Annotated in this window: 15 protein-coding genes; 6 read left to right on the top strand and 9 right to left on the bottom strand. The window is 40.1% G+C overall.

Annotation, left to right across the window (positions count from 1 at the left end):
- Positions 1-39: 39 nt before the first annotated feature.
- Positions 40-1662, top strand: a complete 1623-nt coding sequence (locus VB733_RS22420; RefSeq protein ID WP_323342272.1) for a glycosyltransferase family 39 protein — start codon at positions 40-42, stop codon at positions 1660-1662.
- Between the two features lie 217 nt (positions 1663-1879).
- On the opposite strand, the gene VB733_RS22415 is transcribed toward VB733_RS22420, so the two are convergent.
- Complete coding sequence (locus VB733_RS22415; protein ID WP_323342271.1) at positions 1880-2290, bottom strand: hypothetical protein; 411 nt, start codon at positions 2288-2290, stop codon at positions 1880-1882.
- Between the two features lie 472 nt (positions 2291-2762).
- Between VB733_RS22415 and VB733_RS22410 the strand changes: the two genes are divergently transcribed.
- Positions 2763-4640 (top strand): chloride channel protein, encoded by a 1878-nt coding sequence (locus tag VB733_RS22410; protein ID WP_323342270.1) that lies wholly within the window; start codon positions 2763-2765, stop codon positions 4638-4640.
- Positions 4641-5161: 521 nt separating this feature from the next.
- Here VB733_RS22410 and VB733_RS22405 read toward each other — a convergent pair.
- Complete coding sequence (locus VB733_RS22405; protein WP_096615002.1) at positions 5162-5575, bottom strand: AbrB family transcriptional regulator; 414 nt, start codon at positions 5573-5575, stop codon at positions 5162-5164.
- Between the two features lie 815 nt (positions 5576-6390).
- Between VB733_RS22405 and VB733_RS22400 the strand changes: the two genes are divergently transcribed.
- Complete coding sequence (locus VB733_RS22400; protein WP_323342269.1) at positions 6391-6834, top strand: Rrf2 family transcriptional regulator; 444 nt, start codon at positions 6391-6393, stop codon at positions 6832-6834.
- 664 nt (positions 6835-7498) lie between these two features.
- On the opposite strand, the gene bchB is transcribed toward VB733_RS22400, so the two are convergent.
- The 5 genes from bchB to VB733_RS22375 all read right to left on the bottom strand — a co-directional run bounded on the left by bchB (position 7499) and on the right by VB733_RS22375 (position 12981).
- Complete coding sequence (bchB, locus tag VB733_RS22395; protein ID WP_323342268.1) at positions 7499-9025, bottom strand: ferredoxin:protochlorophyllide reductase (ATP-dependent) subunit B; 1527 nt, start codon at positions 9023-9025, stop codon at positions 7499-7501.
- Positions 9026-9589: 564 nt separating this feature from the next.
- The gene (locus VB733_RS22390; RefSeq protein ID WP_323342267.1) at positions 9590-10069 is read right to left on the bottom strand and encodes a hypothetical protein; all 480 of its coding nucleotides are present in this window, start codon (positions 10067-10069) and stop codon (positions 9590-9592) included.
- Between the two features lie 785 nt (positions 10070-10854).
- On the bottom strand, positions 10855-11661 hold the full coding sequence (locus VB733_RS22385; protein WP_323342266.1) for a tetratricopeptide repeat protein: 807 nt from the start codon (positions 11659-11661) through the stop codon (positions 10855-10857).
- Between the two features lie 599 nt (positions 11662-12260).
- Complete coding sequence (locus VB733_RS22380; RefSeq protein WP_323342265.1) at positions 12261-12626, bottom strand: hypothetical protein; 366 nt, start codon at positions 12624-12626, stop codon at positions 12261-12263.
- 16 nt (positions 12627-12642) lie between these two features.
- Positions 12643-12981, bottom strand: coding sequence for a 2Fe-2S iron-sulfur cluster-binding protein (locus VB733_RS22375; protein ID WP_323342264.1), 339 nt, complete (start codon positions 12979-12981; stop codon positions 12643-12645).
- A 71-nt stretch (positions 12982-13052) separates the two neighbouring features.
- Here VB733_RS22375 and cimA point away from each other — a divergent pair, with 71 nt between their 5' ends.
- The gene (cimA, locus tag VB733_RS22370; RefSeq protein WP_323342263.1) at positions 13053-14699 is read left to right on the top strand and encodes a citramalate synthase; all 1647 of its coding nucleotides are present in this window, start codon (positions 13053-13055) and stop codon (positions 14697-14699) included.
- 261 nt (positions 14700-14960) lie between these two features.
- Complete coding sequence (locus VB733_RS22365; protein ID WP_323342262.1) at positions 14961-15941, top strand: magnesium transporter CorA family protein; 981 nt, start codon at positions 14961-14963, stop codon at positions 15939-15941.
- Between the two features lie 101 nt (positions 15942-16042).
- Here VB733_RS22365 and VB733_RS22360 read toward each other — a convergent pair whose 3' ends face one another.
- The gene (locus VB733_RS22360) at positions 16043-16174 is read right to left on the bottom strand and encodes a hypothetical protein (protein WP_323342261.1); all 132 of its coding nucleotides are present in this window, start codon (positions 16172-16174) and stop codon (positions 16043-16045) included.
- Positions 16175-16430: 256 nt separating this feature from the next.
- Here VB733_RS22360 and VB733_RS22355 point away from each other — a divergent pair, with 256 nt between their 5' ends.
- Entirely contained in the window at positions 16431-17414 is a 984-nt protein-coding gene (locus VB733_RS22355; protein WP_096612849.1) for an alpha-ketoacid dehydrogenase subunit beta, read from the top strand.
- Positions 17415-17497: 83 nt separating this feature from the next.
- Here the strand turns inward: VB733_RS22355 and VB733_RS22350 are convergent, their stop codons facing one another.
- Positions 17498-18193 (bottom strand): Uma2 family endonuclease, encoded by a 696-nt coding sequence (locus tag VB733_RS22350; RefSeq protein WP_323342260.1) that lies wholly within the window; start codon positions 18191-18193, stop codon positions 17498-17500.
- Positions 18194-18393: the final 200 nt, after the last annotated feature.

The raw sequence follows: 18393 nt of genomic DNA, 5'->3' as shown, positions 1-18393 counted from the left end.
ACAAGAACCAGCAAGCACAATCAAGTATCCTACATAACTATGCAAGAAGGAAGTTTTATTTGGAGTCGTCTGGAAAGACGATATCAGGCAGTTGTAAAACGGCTTGACTGGATATGGGCGATCGCGCTGTTGGTGGCAGCAGTAATAATTTTTACCATAAATTTGGGAGAATTGCCGCTACGGGATTGGGATGAAGGCACTGTAGCACAAGTTGCTCGCGAAATTTGGCGTGCCCCTGCTGGTTCTTTACATTGGTTATTCCCGACTTTGGGGGGAGAACCATATCACAATAAGCCACCTTTAATGCATCTTTTAATTGCTTGGGCTTATTCTTTGGCTGGGGTGAATGAGTGGACGACACGTTTGCCAGGAGCAATTTTAACGGCAATGTCTGTGCCTTTGTTGTACTATGTCGGGCGCGAGATATTTCACCAACGGATGGTTTCCGTATATAGTGCGTTGGTTTATTTAACAATGCTGCCTGTGGTACGACATGGACGTTTAGCAATGTTAGATGGGGCATCAGTATTTTTCTTCATGGTGATGATGCTGTGTGCTTTACGTTCCCGTCGGAATCTGCGCTACTGTCTGGGTGTAGGGATTGGGTTGGGCTTGATTTGTCTAACTAAAGGAATGTTGGGGTTATTGTTAGGAGCGATCGCCTTTACATTTCTTTACTGGGATACTCCCCGATTGCTGCTCAATAAGTATATGTGGATAGGTTTGATTATCGGTTGTTTGCCTGTCGGCTTTTGGTATTTCGCCCAATGGGAACACTATGGTCATACTTTTACTCAAATTGGCATGGTAGAGCAATCTCTGAGCCGAATTTGGCAACCCGTAGAAGGACATAAACAGCCACCTTGGTATTATCTAGTCGAAATTCTCAAATATACCCATCCTTGGCTATTATTTCTACCTGCGAGTTTACGTTTAACTTGGGATAATCGTAATCTTAGCTGGGCGAAACTTGTATTGGTGTGGAGTTGCGTTTATCTTGTCGTCATTTCCCTAATGAGTACCAAATTACCTTGGTATGTTTTCCCCATTTATCCCAGTTTGGCATTGGCAATTGGTGCTAAATTTGCCGAAATCGAAAATTTACCCATACTATCCTCCTTCCCGCGTTTGTGGACTATCGGTTTAGGTGTCCTGGCAGTGGTTGCCACTGGAGGTAGTATTTTTTACAGTTTTGCCAAACCACCCCAACATGATTTACAGCTAATTTTTGCCGCAGTTGCTGGAACTATGGCACTCGCCGGAATTTTGGCAGAACGAGGTGATGGACAATTTTTAAAAGTTTTACTTTGGGGTAGTTATATTTCGCTGCTGCTATTTATGAAATCCAATTATTGGATATGGGAACTCAATGAACAATACCCAGTTAAACCAGTTGCTGAGATGATTCAAAAAGCTAACCCCAGCACTCAAAAGATTTATACTCTAAGTAATGCCCATCGTCCATCACTTGATTTTTACAGCGATCGCACGATTATTGCTACCCTCAATACCAACGAAATCGAACAATATTGGCAAAATAACAGTAAACCCTATTTACTACTCAAAGAAGCCGACTTGGGAAAACTAAAAATTAGCGCCGCCAAAATAATTGACCGCGCCGCAGGTTTTATTCTCGTAATAAAAGATACTGTAAGGCTATAAGGCTGTAAATATTGTCTACTCTGAGGGGTTAGCGACTAGTACGTGAAGGCAGGAGTAAGAAGGCAGAAGGAATAAAGCTTTTTGTCATTTTAGAATGGTTGGTTCATTTCCGCCATACTGTACTAGCTAGAAAATATAGCCATAAATTATAGCTATAAATATTAGAATTGTACTGATTAGAATTGTACTGACTCCTAACTCTCAAATCTTGACTTCTTTATTCTGACCTCTGGATTCTGACTCCTGGATTCTGATTATCCAATTTTTCTGTTTTCTCAAGCTTTTGCAAGTCAGATTTCTCTAAATTCGTAGCTTGTTGAGTGATAGCAATTATCCCCAAAACAACCGTACTTCCCAAAAAGAAAGCGAGCATTGGACGTTTGAGCAAGACAAAATCACGCAGAATCCTTGCCAATGGGCGACTTTGACGACGTAATGCTGCGGACACGAGCATTTGTCTCAAAACAAAAGGATCACGAACGTAATTGCCGCTTTGCGAAACAACCAAGCGTTCTTGACAATACGGACAACTAAATAGTCCCACGCAATTTTTAATCGGTTTTGCCGTGGTATTCTTTTGGCAAATAGGGCAAGTTACATAATGATTGTCAAAGGTGTGTGTATTCATCTACCTTGTCCGTTTAGTCCAGTTTCTCGCTCTGTAATCTTTCATCTCTAGTTTCTGTGAATTTCCGCATCAAATCCGCGCAAATTAACTAATAGGGTTTTAAGTTAGATTTAAATCTATACATAAAGGATAATTACACTTCAGTATGTTTTTAATCACCGCAACACGAGTATAGCTATATTCAGGAGAAATGACCCGTCATCGCTATATGTTTGTACACCCTAGGGCTTGGCAAACTAATGTTTGACAAATAAAGCATTGGCATGGCGATCGCACTTGAACTAGCAGCCTTCTAGCTTCCTGCTTTATTAATCATTTAAACACTTTCATCCAGCAAATTTCGTCATCTCCCAACTTTTTACCAAACCTTTGCATATTGTTTGATGTCACTTGTCTGTTTGCGAGACAATGACTGAAAATGAAAATAAATGCCTAAAATTTAAACTTTTTATTAGATTTAATTTAACTATCAATGACTACTCTGCCCCCTGTGGAACTGAGGAAGGCGGACGAACAATCCGTGTTGGTTACACCTTCCCATCGTCTCAATCATCTTCTCAATCGCTTCCAACCATCTCTAGAAACCCTCATACTCCTATTTGCAGTCCTCATTGGTGGCGGAACTGGTATGGGAATAGTGACTTTCCACTATTCTATCCAATTGATTCACCACCTCATGCTCGAAAGTCTCATGGGTAAAATCGGTGCTTGGGGGGCATGGACACTTGCTTGTGTACCAATTTTAGGTGGACTAATCGTTGGCTTCATGCGTTGGCGCACTCAAGATTTTGGACCCAGTTTATCTTCCCTGATTGCAGCTTCCCAAGTCGGGCGATTGCAACAACAGTTACGTCCCGTTAGCAAAATGCTGGCTGCGGCTGTTTCTTTAGGGAGCGGTGCTTCTTTGGGTCCAGAAGGTCCCAGTGTGGAAATTGGTGCCAATTTTGGCATTTTGCTGTCCCAGGTACTCCAAGTGTCCCAGGAACGCCAAAGATTGCTTTTAGCTGCGGGGGCTGCTGCTGGTTTAGCGGGTGGATTTAATGCTCCTGTTGCTGGGGTCTTTTTTGCCCTGGAGGTGGTACTGGGGGCAACCTCCTTTGCCACGTCTGCTGTCAGCGTTGTTCTCTTAGCTGCGGTTTTGGCGGCATTAGTTGCCCAGATTGGCTTAGGTTCGCAACCTGCTTTTGCTTTACCGGTTTATGAAGTCCGTAGTCCTTTAGAGTTACCTTTATATCTGGGCTTGGGTGTTGGAGCTAGTTTTGTTTCGCTCACCTATACCCAGGCTGTGCAATTCGCCAAGACTTGTTTTGCTGGTAAGATACCCTATTTAAAATGGTTTGCCAAGATTCCTAAGCCAATTCACCCAATTATTGGTGGTGCTTTTGTCGGGGTGACGGCGCTGCAATTTCCACAAATTTTAGGTATTGGTTACGAAACGGTTCAAGCAATGCTGCAAGATGTGGAAGTACCGCTTCAGCTATTAGTTATACTGCTGCTGCTGAAATTAGTGATGACGGCAATTAGTGCTGGCAGTGGTTTTGTTGGTGGTTTATTTGCACCAGCGATGTTTTTGGGTGCTTCTTTGGGGGCTGCCTATGCCAAAATTCTGGCTTTGTTAGCACCAGGTATTGCCATGTATATGGCTGCACCCCCTGCCTATGCAATGGTGGGGATGGCTGCGGTTTTGGCTGCTAGTGTGCGTGCCCCTTTAACTTCGATTTTATTGTTATTTGAATTGACACGGGATTATCGGATTGTTTTACCCTTAATGGCTGCTGTGGGTTTGAGCTTTTGGCTGATGGAACGAATGAAGCCGAATAAAAACTCCAATGTCAATTTACAACAAATAGGTCTTTCCGAATTAAGAGACGAGCAAACGGAAATTTTACAAAAAATTGTTGTGGAGAATGCCATACTCCGTAGTCCCAAAAAGCTGCCAGCAACAATGAATGTGTTGGAAGCAGCTTTGGAAATGTGGCGCGATCGCGTTCGTTGTGCTTTAGTTATTGATGAGAATGAACATTTAGTCGGTATTATCTCCCTGGGAGATATCAATCGCGCCCTTTCTAGTTGGCAAAAATACCCAAATTCCCCGACTGAACTCACACTAAATTTATCCAATCAAACCTTAAAAGATATATCTACCACTGATATCCTCTATGCCTATAACGATGAACCTTTATCTGAGGCTTTAGATCGTATGGCATTAAGAGGTGTGCAACAATTACCAGTGGTGGCACGCGAGCAACGCGAGCAAATTTTCGGTTTATTAGAACGAGAACAAATTGCCTTAACTTGCAATTTGGCAGTCACTTATAAGGCACTTCGTAATTGCTTACCAGCACCTTAACAAGTAGATATTTTTGGATGTTTTGCCAAAGGCTAATAGTTTTAGTAATCCACAGCCGCAATTTTTTGGTCAAAATTTTGCAGACGAATAGGTAATGAGTAACTCATGAGTTGCCTTAACTCATAAAATATCACTCATTAGAAGTAAATCTAACCTAAAATGAATCAGAATCCTATCGTCAATACTATTTTCTGCACCTATTCCTGGTGAGTACAGGATTTTCTTCTTGCCTATAGAAGTAGGCATCAAAACTTGCTGTACATGACCGAACAATTGACAATTCGCAATACCCGACAGGAAACAAACTACGTAATGCCTAATTCCCGGTTGCTAACCCCTAAAATCTAATTAGGTCGTGAAATTTAGGTTTTTACGGAGTTCAATCCTTTAATTTATTCGTGGGTATTAACTGCGAATTGCAAACTGAAAATTGTGTAGGCGTGAGCTTTGCCAAAGGTGATTGTGCGGACTGTCTGCTATTGCCAAATAATTAATGACCGATGACTAAAACTATATCTAGCTTAGGCTGTGGCTTCTACTACTTCGCTTTCTTCGCGATCGTCCATATCTACCTGCCTGAGACGAATATGCTTCTTACCTAATGTAATCACAAACTCGTCTCCAGCTTGAAGACCCATTTGTTTTGTGTAAGCCGAACCTATTAGCAAATTACCGTTAGACTGTACGCTAATTCGATAGCTGGCACTGCGCCCACCGCGTCCATTTGCACTGGGTGAACTATCTAACTGAATACCTTCTGCATCAATTAAGGCATTCAGGAATTTCATCATGTTGACACGTTCGATACCATTTTTGGTAACGGTGTAGTAGCCACACTGTTTGGCTTTTTCTTCCTTGCTCAGATTTTCGAGTTCTTTGACTTTCTTGAGCAAATCTTCGCCGACTAGGGGTTCAATTTTTTTTTGTTTAGCCATCAACTTAGAGCAAAAATGAATGGTTGAAAAGGTGGAATCGATTTTATTTTAGCTGACAATTTGCTTGTGAGAGCAAAACAATTTTTAGTTTTTATATCAGCCTAGCCAAGTATATTACATAAGTAGATGAAATAGTTACATTTTTGGCGATATTATTACAAGAATTTTATTGCGAGAATGTTGCTAATGGAGATAAGTAGGTTTATCTGAACTAACAGCAGTACATCAAGTTTTGTAAGGAATAAAACTCAAAGGTGAGCTAGTCACCAATGTCTGTTTCTATCCTGTCAAACTATCGAAACCGGAGGTTTATAAATGGATTGAGGTAATTTGGATTGAGGCGGTTAGTGGTGAGCATCTAATTACAGTCGCGAAAATATTGGTTCTGTTTGAGTCGATTCAAAGAGTTCTGTCTAGCTGTAAATCAGTAAAAGGGGGAGAGGTAATTTACATCCTTGGGGGTGACATTTGTGGTTGATATCGCCTCTGTTCATCAATATATCTACCCCATATATCTATATATTATCTATATATATAGATAATATATAGATGTTGGAGAGTGCGATCGCACTGTTTTTGGCTGCGTATACTAGAGATTGTTTCAGAAATCTACAGCATGGCGCAAAGGTTATCTACTTATTGACTTGATATCGTCGTCACAAATAATGATAAGCAACCAATTATTATTGTTACAGTTTTATTATTCATCGATATTTATCGCTAACTCTTCTATAGATAGGGTTTCACCCTAGAAATGTGACAAGCGATCGCAAATAAGAGTAAATAACTAATAAGTGATAGTTGGTGTTCCCATCATGAAACTCACAACTCGCGGGCACTATAGTGTCAAGGCATTGCTAGATTTAAGCTTACAACCGATCGGTTCTCCTGTGTCTGTGAAAGTTATTGCCGAACGACAAGATATTCCCGCACCATACTTAGAAAAGTTATTAATAGAAATGCGTCGTGCTGGATTAGTAAAATCAACTCGCGGTAGTGTTGGAGGTTATGAACTGGCAAAATCCCCTGCCCAAATATCGGTAGGAGAAATTTTAGAAGCTGTGGGAGAAGATATTACCCACATACCTCAACATTCTTCAACGCCAACACATGCTGAAGATTGGGTGACAATCACTTTGTGGCGAAGGCTGAATCAAAAACTCAAGGAGGCTCTATATAGTATTACTCTGGCGGACCTTTATTATGATGCCCGTAGTTGGCAAGCTTCGCTAGGGGAAGAAGCTAGTTTTATTGTTTGAGTTTTGATTTTTCTGTTGAGTTTGTCGAGAGAGGATGTTTTACCGGGGTGGAGTTTGGATTTAGCTAATGTTTTTTCAGACTGACTATGATGTCCGTTTGAATACTTATGATTAAGACTGACACGGAGACTTAAAGAGACAGGGATATGGAGAAATTTTAATTCTAAGTAATTAGCCGAATATGATACGAAATATTCGCAGGATGATAGAAAAGCAAAAAGCCCAAATTACGTCGAAATAATCAGGTATATAGAATAAACCAGAACTGCAAAGAAAAATGGTATTCCTACATGAATAAATCGAGTATTTGGACTTAGTAATTACGTGTGTAAACCATGAGATTGATTGAATTGTAAGAAATTGTAACGCTTTTTTGCTTCGGAATTTCTACTGAATATAAATTCTCGTATTTATTTAATTTACTTATTTTTGCTGATTAAGACAGGTAAATTGTTAATTTTGTTACAAAGGAGAGGAGTATATATAGAGAAATAAAAATGACAGGGGGATGGGGAGATGGGGAGATTGATTGGAGAAACGATAATTCTATGTATGTGTGATGTAAATAAGAATCTAGTTCATTTACCTCAAAACCTTCTGCTCCAATAGAAACAGAAGGCTTTTTGTTAGTTAATTCAGAAATTGGGCAACTCAGCTAGGGCAACTAAGCACCTACAGCTTCCTTGGCAGCATAAAGCACCTCAGCATTAATTTCTGGGATTCTTCTTTCCCGTGCAAACTTTTCAGTATTGCGCTTTACTTTTCCCCGTACAAAACCGGGAATTTTATTTAACTCAGCTAAACCATCTTTTGTCCAACTCAAATCAGATTCCGCCGAAATCCCTTTAGTAATAACTTCTTTAGTATCGTGCCCACCGAAAATTTCTAACAAATGGTCTTCCATTCCCAAGGTGAAAGAATTATAAATCAAATCGGTAATTTGATTCGTACCTTCATACCCCATAAACGGTTTATAGCCAATTGGGAAATTCTGAATGTGAATTGGAGCAGCAATAACTCCACAGGGAATATCCAACCGCTTACCAACATGACGTTCCATCTGTGTGCCAAAAATAGCCGATGGTTCAACCCGTGCGATCGCATCTCCTATTTGTCCATGATCTTCAGTTATAATCACTTCATCGCAGTATTCGCTCACCTCAGCCTGGAACCATTCAGCATCATACTTGCAGTAAGTACCCGCCCAAACGACGTGAATACCCATTTCCCTGGCTAAAATCTTCGTCATCGCTGCTGCATGGGTGCTATCACCAAATACAACCGCTTTTTTCCCAGTTAAATTTTGGCAGTCAATGGAACGGGAAAACCATGCAGCCTGGGATACATACAGTGTTTGATTGTTAATGAAGTCTTCGTAATTAACATCAGCACCTTGGGCATTAACTATCTGCTGAATTTTACGGATGCATCTAGCAGTTTCAACTACTCCCATGGGTGTAATATCTACGTAAGGTGTCCCGAATTGTTCTTGGAGATACTTCGCAGTCATTAAACCAAGTTCGCGGTAGGGACATAAGTTAAACCATGCACGAGGTAAATTTTTCAACTCATGAACCGAAGCACCTTCAGGAATTACAGCATTAACTTCAATGCCCAAATCCGCCATTAACCGCTTCAATTCAGTACAGTCATGTTGGTTGTGGAAACCCAGGGTAGAAATCCCAATAATGTTTACCGATGGTTTTTCCGTCTTTCCTTGAGGGAGTTCGCCTTTTTTGCGGGCTTTCTCAATGTAAAATTGCACCACTTGTTGGAGAGTGCGATCGCCCGCTTGCAACTCATTCACGCGATAATGGTTAACATCTGCCAACATGACATCACATTTGGCATCAATTTGCGCCCTTTCCACAAAGTTGGCTAAATCTTCCTGGAGAATGCTCGAAGTACAAGTGGGGGTGAGAATAATTAAATCGGGGTGTTCCTCTGTATCCTTACGGGTAATATTGTCCACCACCTTTTCCTGAGAACCCCTTGCCAACACATTGCGATCGACAACACTAGCAGTTACAGGAGTAAAATTGCGATCGCGTTCCAACATCGAGCGCATAACATTAAAGTAATCATCCCCCAATGGTGCATGCATAATCGCATGAACATTTTTAAAAGAACTCGCAATTCGCAGTGTACCAATATGTGCGGGTCCAGCATACATCCAATAAGCCAATTTCATAAGAATGATTCTCCAGTAGAAATGTAGCGAAATAATTTCTTGATTAGTTACTGGTCATTGAGTATTGGTTAAACAAAAGTCAAACAAATAAATGACAAATGACAAATAACGGCACTTTATTAACGTTTCTGATTCTCGCAAAACTTGCTGCTACAGAGAAGTAGTAATTAATAGTAATTTACACCTATTAATCGCTACAAGCTTTATATATAGAGGAATTCAAGCTTTTATTTAAACAATAAGAATTTCCCAAACTTATATAAAAGTTAATATTTAAACTATCTATTTTAAATTTATATAAAATAAACAAAAATTAACATTTTGATATAATCATTTTTAAACAACTATATAACAACAGCTTTAGCAGTCACTTAAGTGAAGATTGGTTGGTGACAGATGGCAGCAGGTGTGAAGCCTGGGAAGAATCGGCAGATAATCTAGAGTTATCGACAAGAAAATATCGACTCTATCGATTTTTAACAGATATCGAAGATAGCCTTAAACCCTCACAGACAGGGGAGTGTGAAAAACTACCATCGAAGTCACCTTAACAATTAGTTAAAATTATAAATGAGTAGTATTTGTCTCTTCTGGTGGTGATTCTAATTTCGATAGGTCAAATTTAATTTCCCATCCCAAATATTCTTTAATAAATGAGGTAGCCCATTCATATGCACGTTCCAGTGGCCACACAAGAAATTTAAATAATACAGACGCAACCTCATCTAGATTGGGTTGTTTAATCTCCAACCAATTCCGGAACTTCTGACCACTTTGAAAAGCAATACCAAATGCCCAAATAGTCAAGGCAATAATTAAAGTCAATAAAAATAAGATAACAGCGATCGCTTGTTTAAAAATTAGCCAAGTTTTACCAGCTGCTTGTTGATAGACAACTCCCGTATCTTTATCTGAGAGAGTAGCCCATAGTTGTATAGCTCCTTGAATCGGATTATGATCTACAGGCTGTAAATTATCCCTTTTGTAGAGGACTGGAAGACTATTAGGGGATGTCGGACTTTGTTTCATCAAAGTTTCTTGCATAATTTTTTTAGTCAATCTTGTAGGTTTGACACCGTTGTACTCAATTTATACTTTCCGGAATCAGCAATCACACTTGATATAATTTAATATTCTGAGAAATCCTGAGAAAAACTAAATTATGTCTAGTTTTGTCATCGCTTAAGATTAATAAATTTTTTGACTGGGAAAATACTTTTGATGGCTTTTCAAGCCTAAAATCTGTGGGCGTACCTCCGGGAGTGACAATCGCGATCGCATCACAAATCTAATTTATTATGGAATCCCATTAGTTAAAAACTAAATCTGCTCACAAAATTCACTGTCAGATATTTTACCTGTGCTGTTGGGGTGCGATCGCTGAACCTCCGAAACAGCAGATATTAGCCCATGTCAATTCGTCATGGGTTTGTCAAATCATGTCCAGTTCCAATACCTTCGCCAAAAATATGATTGGCAAAAATGCTTTTGCCGTCAAGGTTTCCAGTTAAATAAAATATTGAATCTGTCTGCTAGACGTTGACCCTAGAGTCTTTATACATCAAGCTTTTTAATCTAAAAACCTGGTGTGGAATAACGGGATAGAGTTTTTAATTAGTCTGGAAATTATAGTGATTGTTTCTCTTATACGAAAAAACCTTAATTCTACAAGCGTTTATACTACGTTCTGACTCAGAAATCTGGCGAAGGTATTGTTTATACCAGATAATTTCTGGATATTGGGACAAAAATAAAAAGACGCAATATATTGCGTCTCCATATCTAGAATATGAGATTATTTGCCATCGGAGAATGAAAATAAATCCCTATTACTGCAACTTCAAAAATTTCTCCAACGCACTTACCATACTTGGTGACCAACGGCGAATATTCTTAACCCAATTTATATCTTTATAACGTGGGTCGAGTCCAACAGCCGCAACCCAGTTACTTTCAGCTTCTCCCTGTTCACCTTTCGCCCACAGGGCAGCAGTCAAGGAAGCACGAACATCGGCAAATTTGGGATACTTGCGAAGAATATTTTTCATTTGGTGAATTGCTTCGTCCTTCTCACCAGTTTCGTATAGTGCGATCGCATAATTAGCACGGGCAAAGGCAAAGTTAGGAGCGATATCTGCTGATTTTTGATAATCTGCGATCGCTTGTTGCCATTTTCCTAAACCAGCTTCCGCGTTGCCGCGATTATTATAAGCCATTGCGTCACTGGGGTCGAGTTCAAGAACATGGTTATAATCACTAATCGCATCTTCCCATCTTCCCAAACCCTCCAAAGCGGTACCGCGATTCAAATAAGGGTCTGTGACATTCGGAGCCAGTTCAACCGCCTTATTATAATCCGCTAAAGCTTCATTTAACTTATTTTGACTTACCCGCGAATTCCCACGATTACTCCATACTGCTGCATTTGTCGGGTCTTTTTCCAAAACCTGTGTCCAAAACTTCTCAGCCGTCTCAAAATCACCCCTATCTGTTGCGGCAAAAGCCTTATCTCCCAACTCATCCCGGATTTGTAACTGTTCGGGAGTCAAATTAGATGGTGGCGACTGTGCAAAAACAGGTTCACCCCAACCCAATACTAAAAACAAACTCAGAAAAATAGCGATTAGCTTAATCATCTTCAATTTAATAGCGTTCCCATACTGACTAATCTACATCTAAAATCATGACGATAAGTTCACAAAGCTGCAAACAATGCGATCGCATGTTATACCAGTTCTCCAAAAGAAAGTAACAGATTGATGACGCGGCGAGGTGGAGACGGGGAGACACGGAGATTTTAGATGTTGCCAGATTTTGGAGAAATAAAGAATATTACTATCTATACTCAGGAACAGGAATTTAATAACTTGCAATTCTGAACGAATATGAAATGGTGCGTTATGCTGCGCTAACAACACCCTACTTTTGCACTTTATTTAATTCACATTCCTAAAAACGGTTAAAAGCTAAACTTTTCAAATAGCTCTTAGCCTTTCTTTTATTAGCTTTTGGCTATGGGCGTAGCCTTCTCGCAGAGTACCGCTAGTCGCTAATAGTTAATAGCTAACCGCTCGAAGTATAACAAAGACTTAATGTAGTCAGGGTTTATCGCCTCTATCTCCTTGTTGGAGAAATTGCGATGAATTTTTGTGGTTGATGGGAAAAAAGAAAGGGAGAGCTATATAAAATATCAATTACCCTTTCCACTTTTGCCCTTTTGCCTGAATCCCAAAAACTACCACAAAGCCCGAATTGGTGAGTCATTGCTACCAGAACCAGTCGAGGTAGAACCGGAGGAATTTCCAGAATCAGTCGTTGTTGAACCCGAAGAGTTTGTGGATTGACTTTGGTCTACATTGGTACTGTTATCGATTGTGGTTTCGTTTTGGGCTACCTTGTCACGATTTTCAGAGTTTGGAGAAGAACCTGTAGCTGTACTATTAACATTAATATTAGCTGGTAAAACGCTCGAAGCCCGATTCGAGTTTTGTCTGGGCGCTTGGGCATTCTGTCCGTTCATAGGGAACCAAGTACCAATCAGGGTACCTAGTAAAATTGCCAAACCGCCAGCCATCAAAATAAGTGGTGTCCATCTGCCCATATTATTTTCTCCTTATTTAACCTTCACTTGTCCAAACTATTTGAGGATTTTGTCCCCAAAAACCATCATATTTTGTTACTTTGACATCGCCTAGAACCTGAGTTTGACAGGCTAAACGTAGGTTGTTGCCAGGTGAGTGCGGTGGTAGGGAACGTCGAGTCGTATCGCGCCAATTAGGCTCGTTAACTTCGCCTTCTACAAGGACTGCACAAGTTCCACAACTACCAATTCCTCGACAGTTAATCACCAACGCACCGCCATTGTAGAGGTCAACATGATTTTGCAGCAAAACTTTTCTTAAGTTTGCTCCCACTTTGCACTCTATTGTTTTACCCTGAGCTAGTACCTTTGGCATGTCGTATCATCAATTGGCTTTTGCTGTATATTGACACATCGCCTCAAATCTTGTCTTGTTTTTCCCGTATTATGACCGTAATTTCCCCATCTCATGTTTGGCTCTACGACACTACACTTCGGGACGGTACTCAACGTGAAGGCTTATCGGTATCGACAGAAGATAAATTACGCATCGCCCGTAAGTTAGATCAGTTAGGCATTCCATTTATTGAGGGTGGCTGGCCCGGAGCTAATCCCAAGGATGTCCAGTTTTTTTTGCAGTTGCAAGCAGAACCGCTCGAACAAGCCGAAGTTGTTGCTTTTTGTTCAACTCGTCGTCCGAATACATCCGCCGCCACTGAACCCATGTTACAAGCAATTATTACTGCTGGTACTCGTTGGGTGACAGTTTTCGGCAAATCTTGGGATTTACACGTCACCGAAGGTCTAAAGACTACTTTAGCGGAAAATATTGCCATGATCGGTGATACGATCGCCTATCTTAAGAATCAAGGTAGGCGTGTAATTTATGATGCTGAACATTGGTTTGATGGCTACAAAAATAATCCCGAATATGCCTTGAAAACCCTGACAGTAGCCGCAGAAGCTGGGGCTGAATGGTTAGTGTTATGTGACACTAATGGTGGAACTTTACCCCATGAAGTGACTCAAATTGTTCAATCTGTAAATAGTCATTTATCTGGATTAAATCGAGATTTGTTATTAATTAATGGGGAAAAACAGCCATTGCCCCAACTGGGTATCCATACCCATAACGATGCTGATACCGCCGTTGCTAATGCGATCGCAGCTGTGATGGCGGGTGCGACAATGGTTCAAGGGACAATCAATGGTTATGGGGAACGCTGCGGAAATGCAAATTTATGCTCATTAATCCCGAATCTGCAACTGAAATTAGGTTTTAGTTGTATTGAAGATGGGCAAATTTCCCAACTCACGGAAACTAGTCGTTTTGTGAGCGAAGTCGTTAATCTTGCCCCCGACGAACATGCACCTTTTGTTGGGCGATCGGCTTTTGCCCACAAGGGTGGTATTCACGTCTCCGCAGTTGAACGCAACCCCCTGACTTACGAACATATCCAACCCGAACAGGTGGGAAATAGTCGCCGCATTGTCATCTCCGAACAAGCTGGTGTCAGTAATGTGCTGGCAAAAGCCCGTACCTTTGGGATCGAACTCGACAAACAAAACCCCGCCACGCGAGTCATTTTAGAACGTCTCAAGGTATTGGAAAGTGAGGGTTATCAGTTTGAAGCCGCCGAAGCGAGTTTTGAATTATTAATGCGTGATGCTTTGGGAACTCGGCAAAAGTTCTTTGAAATCAAAGGTTTTCAAGTTCACAGTAATTTGGCACAAGGGAAGGAATGTAAAAACCCGGCATTAGCGACAATTAAAATAGCCGTCAATGGGAGGGATATTTTAGAAGCTGCTGAAGGTAATGGTCCTGTGGCTGCTTTAGATGCAGCTTTACGTAAGGCTTTAGTAAATTTTTACCCTCAAATCCACGAATTTGAGTTGAGCGATTATAAAGTGCGGATTCTCAATGGACATGCGGGAACTGATGCAATTACAAGGGCTTTGGTAGAGTCGCGCAATTCTACACAGCGTTGGACAACAGTTGGTGTATCAGTAAATATACTTGAGGCATCCTATCAAGCTGTAGTGGAAGGTCTGGAATATGGATTGATGCTGCAAATTGGGCAAGATAATTCGTAATTGATTAAATATTCAAAAAGCTGGGTTTCTCCCTGTACCGAATTTTGGTGTCGCTGAGATTCGGTTATGTGGGAGAAATTGGGTTTCCTGGGATAGCGAGACGCTCAAGAAACTGGGTTTCTCGTCACAGTTAAGTATTGTATCAGCAACGTTTCAGCAAAAATAGCGAATTGGACATCAGAAGTATTATTTTTATTTTTATAGTTTTATAGTTTTAACAAATACAAATGTCTACCTCAAAATCAAACTAGTTTACCTTATATGCTAATTCTGCTGATATTTTCTCAGAATCACTTAGAATTATTCTCAAGTAGAGATGTTGATACAGTGCTAAAAAAGATTGATGTTTCTCATAATATTTGGTTACGTTGTATTAACTTTCGCGATCGCACTGGAACCGCAAAAATTATTAACCATTTTCAAATCGATCCATCACGAATTGATATGATATTTAACCGCTCCCTGACTGGGATTGATGACGATATGGAAGATTGTCTATTTGATGGCTATGAAATCCTAACTCATCAAATCAAAAATCGAGAGTTTCAAGTAGCACAGGGTAGTATTGTATTAGGTAGGAAATTTATCATTACCTTTGAAATAACAGAAATTAAAGTTCTCACTATACTAATTAATAATATTAATAAGCGAATTGTCAATATTCAAGAATGGGATGTTGATTATATTTTGTATCTAATTTTTAAAAGTATTTTAAACAATTATCATAGTGTTTTTGATTATATTTCTAGATGCCTTGATGATTTGGAAGACGAAGTTTTAGCAAATTCTGGGAATGAAATAACGTACCGAAAAATTGCCGCAATGAGACAATCAACTCGCTCTGGACGGCGTAATTTTCAAAATATCAGGTCACTTTTAGCTCTGATGAATTATGAAGATTTTCAATGGATTAGTCAGCCAGTAAAAGTATTATTCAACCAAGAGTTAGTTCATCAAGTTGATAATCTCTGGCAAGAATATCAAGCTTTACGAGCTTGGATGTCGGAATTAATGGAAATTCAACGCGATAATATTGCTAGCAAAACCAGTGAAAGAATTAATCGTTTGACTATTCTTTCGACTATATTTTTACCAATCACTTTTATTACGGGATTTTATGGCATGAATTTTAAATATATGCCAGAATTAGAGCAATCTTGGGCTTATCCGGCTGTTATTAGTATAATAATACTAATTGTGTTTAGTAGTATTACATTCGCTAAAAAACAGCGTTGGTTGTAGCGTTACATTTGCATTTCAACGAAAAATTTATCAAGAATATTTTGAGCAAAATATACTTAACTCTGTATTTCGCTGATTTAATAAGTGACTTAATTCTATAATCAACACACCTTCAAGCTGAATAGAACCGTATTGGCAAAAATCGGGTTTCTTTTTAAATCAACATGACTATTTTGATGTACTGCCGATCGCGATCGCCTCAATATTTCCCTATCTGTATCAAACTTTACCACTTAATTCGCCCAACATTTTCCCTAATATCAAGCTAATATTCCTGAGAATATGAGCTTATTTGGGTTTTGTATGGTAAAGAAAGCCAATTTTCTAAAATTTCAGTTATTTGAATTCATCCGTATGGTGTTAGTCTGATGTCAAAAATGCGATTTACTCAACGCTACATTGCGAAGTCGTATTTCTGCTACCGTATTTGCTCCCCAGTCACGATAAGATTCTAGAACAACGATCGCATATTGCATATTACAAGGTCTAATGGCAGAAACTTTATTTTTTAACGCTCTGCGGGAAGCCATCGATGAGGAAATGGCGCGTGATGCTACGGTTCTAGTTATGGGAGAGGATGTAGGACATTATGGCGGTTCCTACAAGGTGACTAAAGACCTCTACAAAAAGTATGGTGAACTTCGGGTTCTAGATACACCTATTGCCGAAAATAGCTTTACTGGGATGGCTGTCGGTGCCGCGATGACTGGTTTAAGACCAATTATCGAGGGTATGAATATGGGATTTTTGTTGTTAGCGTTTAACCAGATTTCCAATAATGCGGGAATGTTGCGCTATACCTCCGGTGGTAATTTTAAAATTCCCATGGTCATTCGTGGTCCCGGTGGTGTGGGTAGACAGTTGGGTGCGGAGCATTCGCAGCGTTTGGAAGCCTATTTCCAAGCGGTTCCCGGTTTAAAAATCGTTGCTTGTTCGACTCCTTACAATGCCAAAGGGTTGTTAAAGGCTGCTATTCGCGATAATAATCCGGTTTTGTTCTTTGAACATGTATTGCTGTACAACTTAAAAGAAAATTTACCTGAAGAAGAATACCTATTACCGCTTGATAAAGCTGAGGTTGTTCGTTCAGGGAAAGATGTAACTATTCTTACTTACTCTCGGATGCGTCACCATGTGATGCAGGCGATGAAAGGTTTAGAGAAAGAGGGTTATGACCCAGAAGTTATAGATTTAATTTCGCTGAAACCATTAGATTTTGATACCATTGGTGCATCCATACGGAAAACCCACCGCGTCATTATTGTGGAAGAATGTATGCGAACTGGGGGAATTGGTGCGGAATTAACAGCCTCAATTAACGATCGCCTGTTTGATGAACTCGATGCACCTGTATTGCGGCTATCTTCCCAGGATATTCCCACTCCCTACAATGGTTCGTTGGAAAGATTAACTATTGTCCAACCCGAACAAATTGTTGAAGCTGTGCAAAAAATGGTGGCAATGCGGGTTTAGGTAAGAGAGGTGGGGACAGGGGCAGCAGGAAGATATGTCTCGCTGTCTCCTCCCTCTTATCCTCTGTTTGAATTGCGATGTGGCTAAATTTCTTCTGGATTAATTCCCTTTGATTTTAGTAAAGCCCGTAATGCTTGGAGTTGGGTTTCTGCCTGTTCCGCTCGTTGATATTCTTGTTCATATCGTTGACGTTCCTGTTCTCGAATTTGGTCTAATTCCAAATAGGTCAAAAATTTTTGTCCATCTGGACGAAATATTTGTAATTCGCCATTATTAACTTCCAAGCGTATACCTAAACGGGGACTAACCCAAGCAATTATTTCGCCAATTTCCCGTAGTTCATTATTTTCACGTAACCAACCCGTTAATTCTCCCGTCTCTGGGTCATACAGATAATATTCTTCGACTCCGTAACGTTGATAAAATTTGTATTTGGCAATTATTTCTCGGTGGGTATTACCAGGAGAAAGAATTTCAAACACAACTTGGGGAATAATATTTTCTTCCTGCCATTGTAAATAGGAACCGCGATCGCCTTTTGGTCTGCCAAAAACCACCATCACATCAGGTGCCCGACGGATACTATTATCTCCCTGAACGGGATACCAGAACAAATCTCCGGCTACGAACACATTTGGCTCGTGAGCAAATAATAAATCCAAGTTTTTTTTGATCAGAACGATCAACTCAAACTGCTTGGTGTTATCTGCCATTGGTTGTCCATCGCTCTCAGGGTAGATGATATCCTCTGCTGTCGAGGGTGATGATTGCATAATCATGGCTTTTCGTGGAAGGCATGTTTAATAAAGTCTGGAGGTTTAATTCCCCTGTCTCTACAGACAGCTTGTTTTGTGATGGGGATTTTACCCCGACACAAAACGCAATTGCGAATTGCGTAGCTTGCTTCTCGCGGAGCGAGTATTGCGAATTGCGAATTGTTTTAATGCTCTATTTTAACTTTTTCTCCTCAAGTATCCTC

It is taken from the genome of Calothrix sp. UHCC 0171 (genome assembly GCF_034931845.1).
Classification (GTDB): Bacteria; Cyanobacteriota; Cyanobacteriia; order Cyanobacteriales; family Nostocaceae; genus Brunnivagina.
Note: the sequence above shows the minus strand (reverse complement) of the source record. Positions and strands in the feature narration are given on the sequence as shown.

What these genes read in the sequence shown, in the direction of transcription:
- VB733_RS22420 (WP_323342272.1), top strand. Translation starts at nt 40, where the DNA reads ATGCAAGAAGGAAGTTTTATTTGGAGTCGTCTGGAAAGACGATATCAG.
- VB733_RS22415 (WP_323342271.1), bottom strand. Translation starts at nt 2,290, where the DNA reads ATGAATACACACACCTTTGACAATCATTATGTAACTTGCCCTATTTGC.
- VB733_RS22410 (WP_323342270.1), top strand. Translation starts at nt 2,763, where the DNA reads ATGACTACTCTGCCCCCTGTGGAACTGAGGAAGGCGGACGAACAATCC.
- VB733_RS22405 (WP_096615002.1), bottom strand. Translation starts at nt 5,575, where the DNA reads ATGGCTAAACAAAAAAAAATTGAACCCCTAGTCGGCGAAGATTTGCTC.
- VB733_RS22400 (WP_323342269.1), top strand. Translation starts at nt 6,391, where the DNA reads ATGAAACTCACAACTCGCGGGCACTATAGTGTCAAGGCATTGCTAGAT.
- bchB (WP_323342268.1), bottom strand. Translation starts at nt 9,025, where the DNA reads ATGAAATTGGCTTATTGGATGTATGCTGGACCCGCACATATTGGTACA.
- VB733_RS22390 (WP_323342267.1), bottom strand. Translation starts at nt 10,069, where the DNA reads ATGCAAGAAACTTTGATGAAACAAAGTCCGACATCCCCTAATAGTCTT.
- VB733_RS22385 (WP_323342266.1), bottom strand. Translation starts at nt 11,661, where the DNA reads ATGATTAAGCTAATCGCTATTTTTCTGAGTTTGTTTTTAGTATTGGGT.
- VB733_RS22380 (WP_323342265.1), bottom strand. Translation starts at nt 12,626, where the DNA reads ATGGGCAGATGGACACCACTTATTTTGATGGCTGGCGGTTTGGCAATT.
- VB733_RS22375 (WP_323342264.1), bottom strand. Translation starts at nt 12,981, where the DNA reads ATGCCAAAGGTACTAGCTCAGGGTAAAACAATAGAGTGCAAAGTGGGA.
- cimA (WP_323342263.1), top strand. Translation starts at nt 13,053, where the DNA reads ATGACCGTAATTTCCCCATCTCATGTTTGGCTCTACGACACTACACTT.
- VB733_RS22365 (WP_323342262.1), top strand. Translation starts at nt 14,961, where the DNA reads ATGCTAATTCTGCTGATATTTTCTCAGAATCACTTAGAATTATTCTCA.
- VB733_RS22355 (WP_096612849.1), top strand. Translation starts at nt 16,431, where the DNA reads ATGGCAGAAACTTTATTTTTTAACGCTCTGCGGGAAGCCATCGATGAG.
- VB733_RS22350 (WP_323342260.1), bottom strand. Translation starts at nt 18,193, where the DNA reads ATGATTATGCAATCATCACCCTCGACAGCAGAGGATATCATCTACCCT.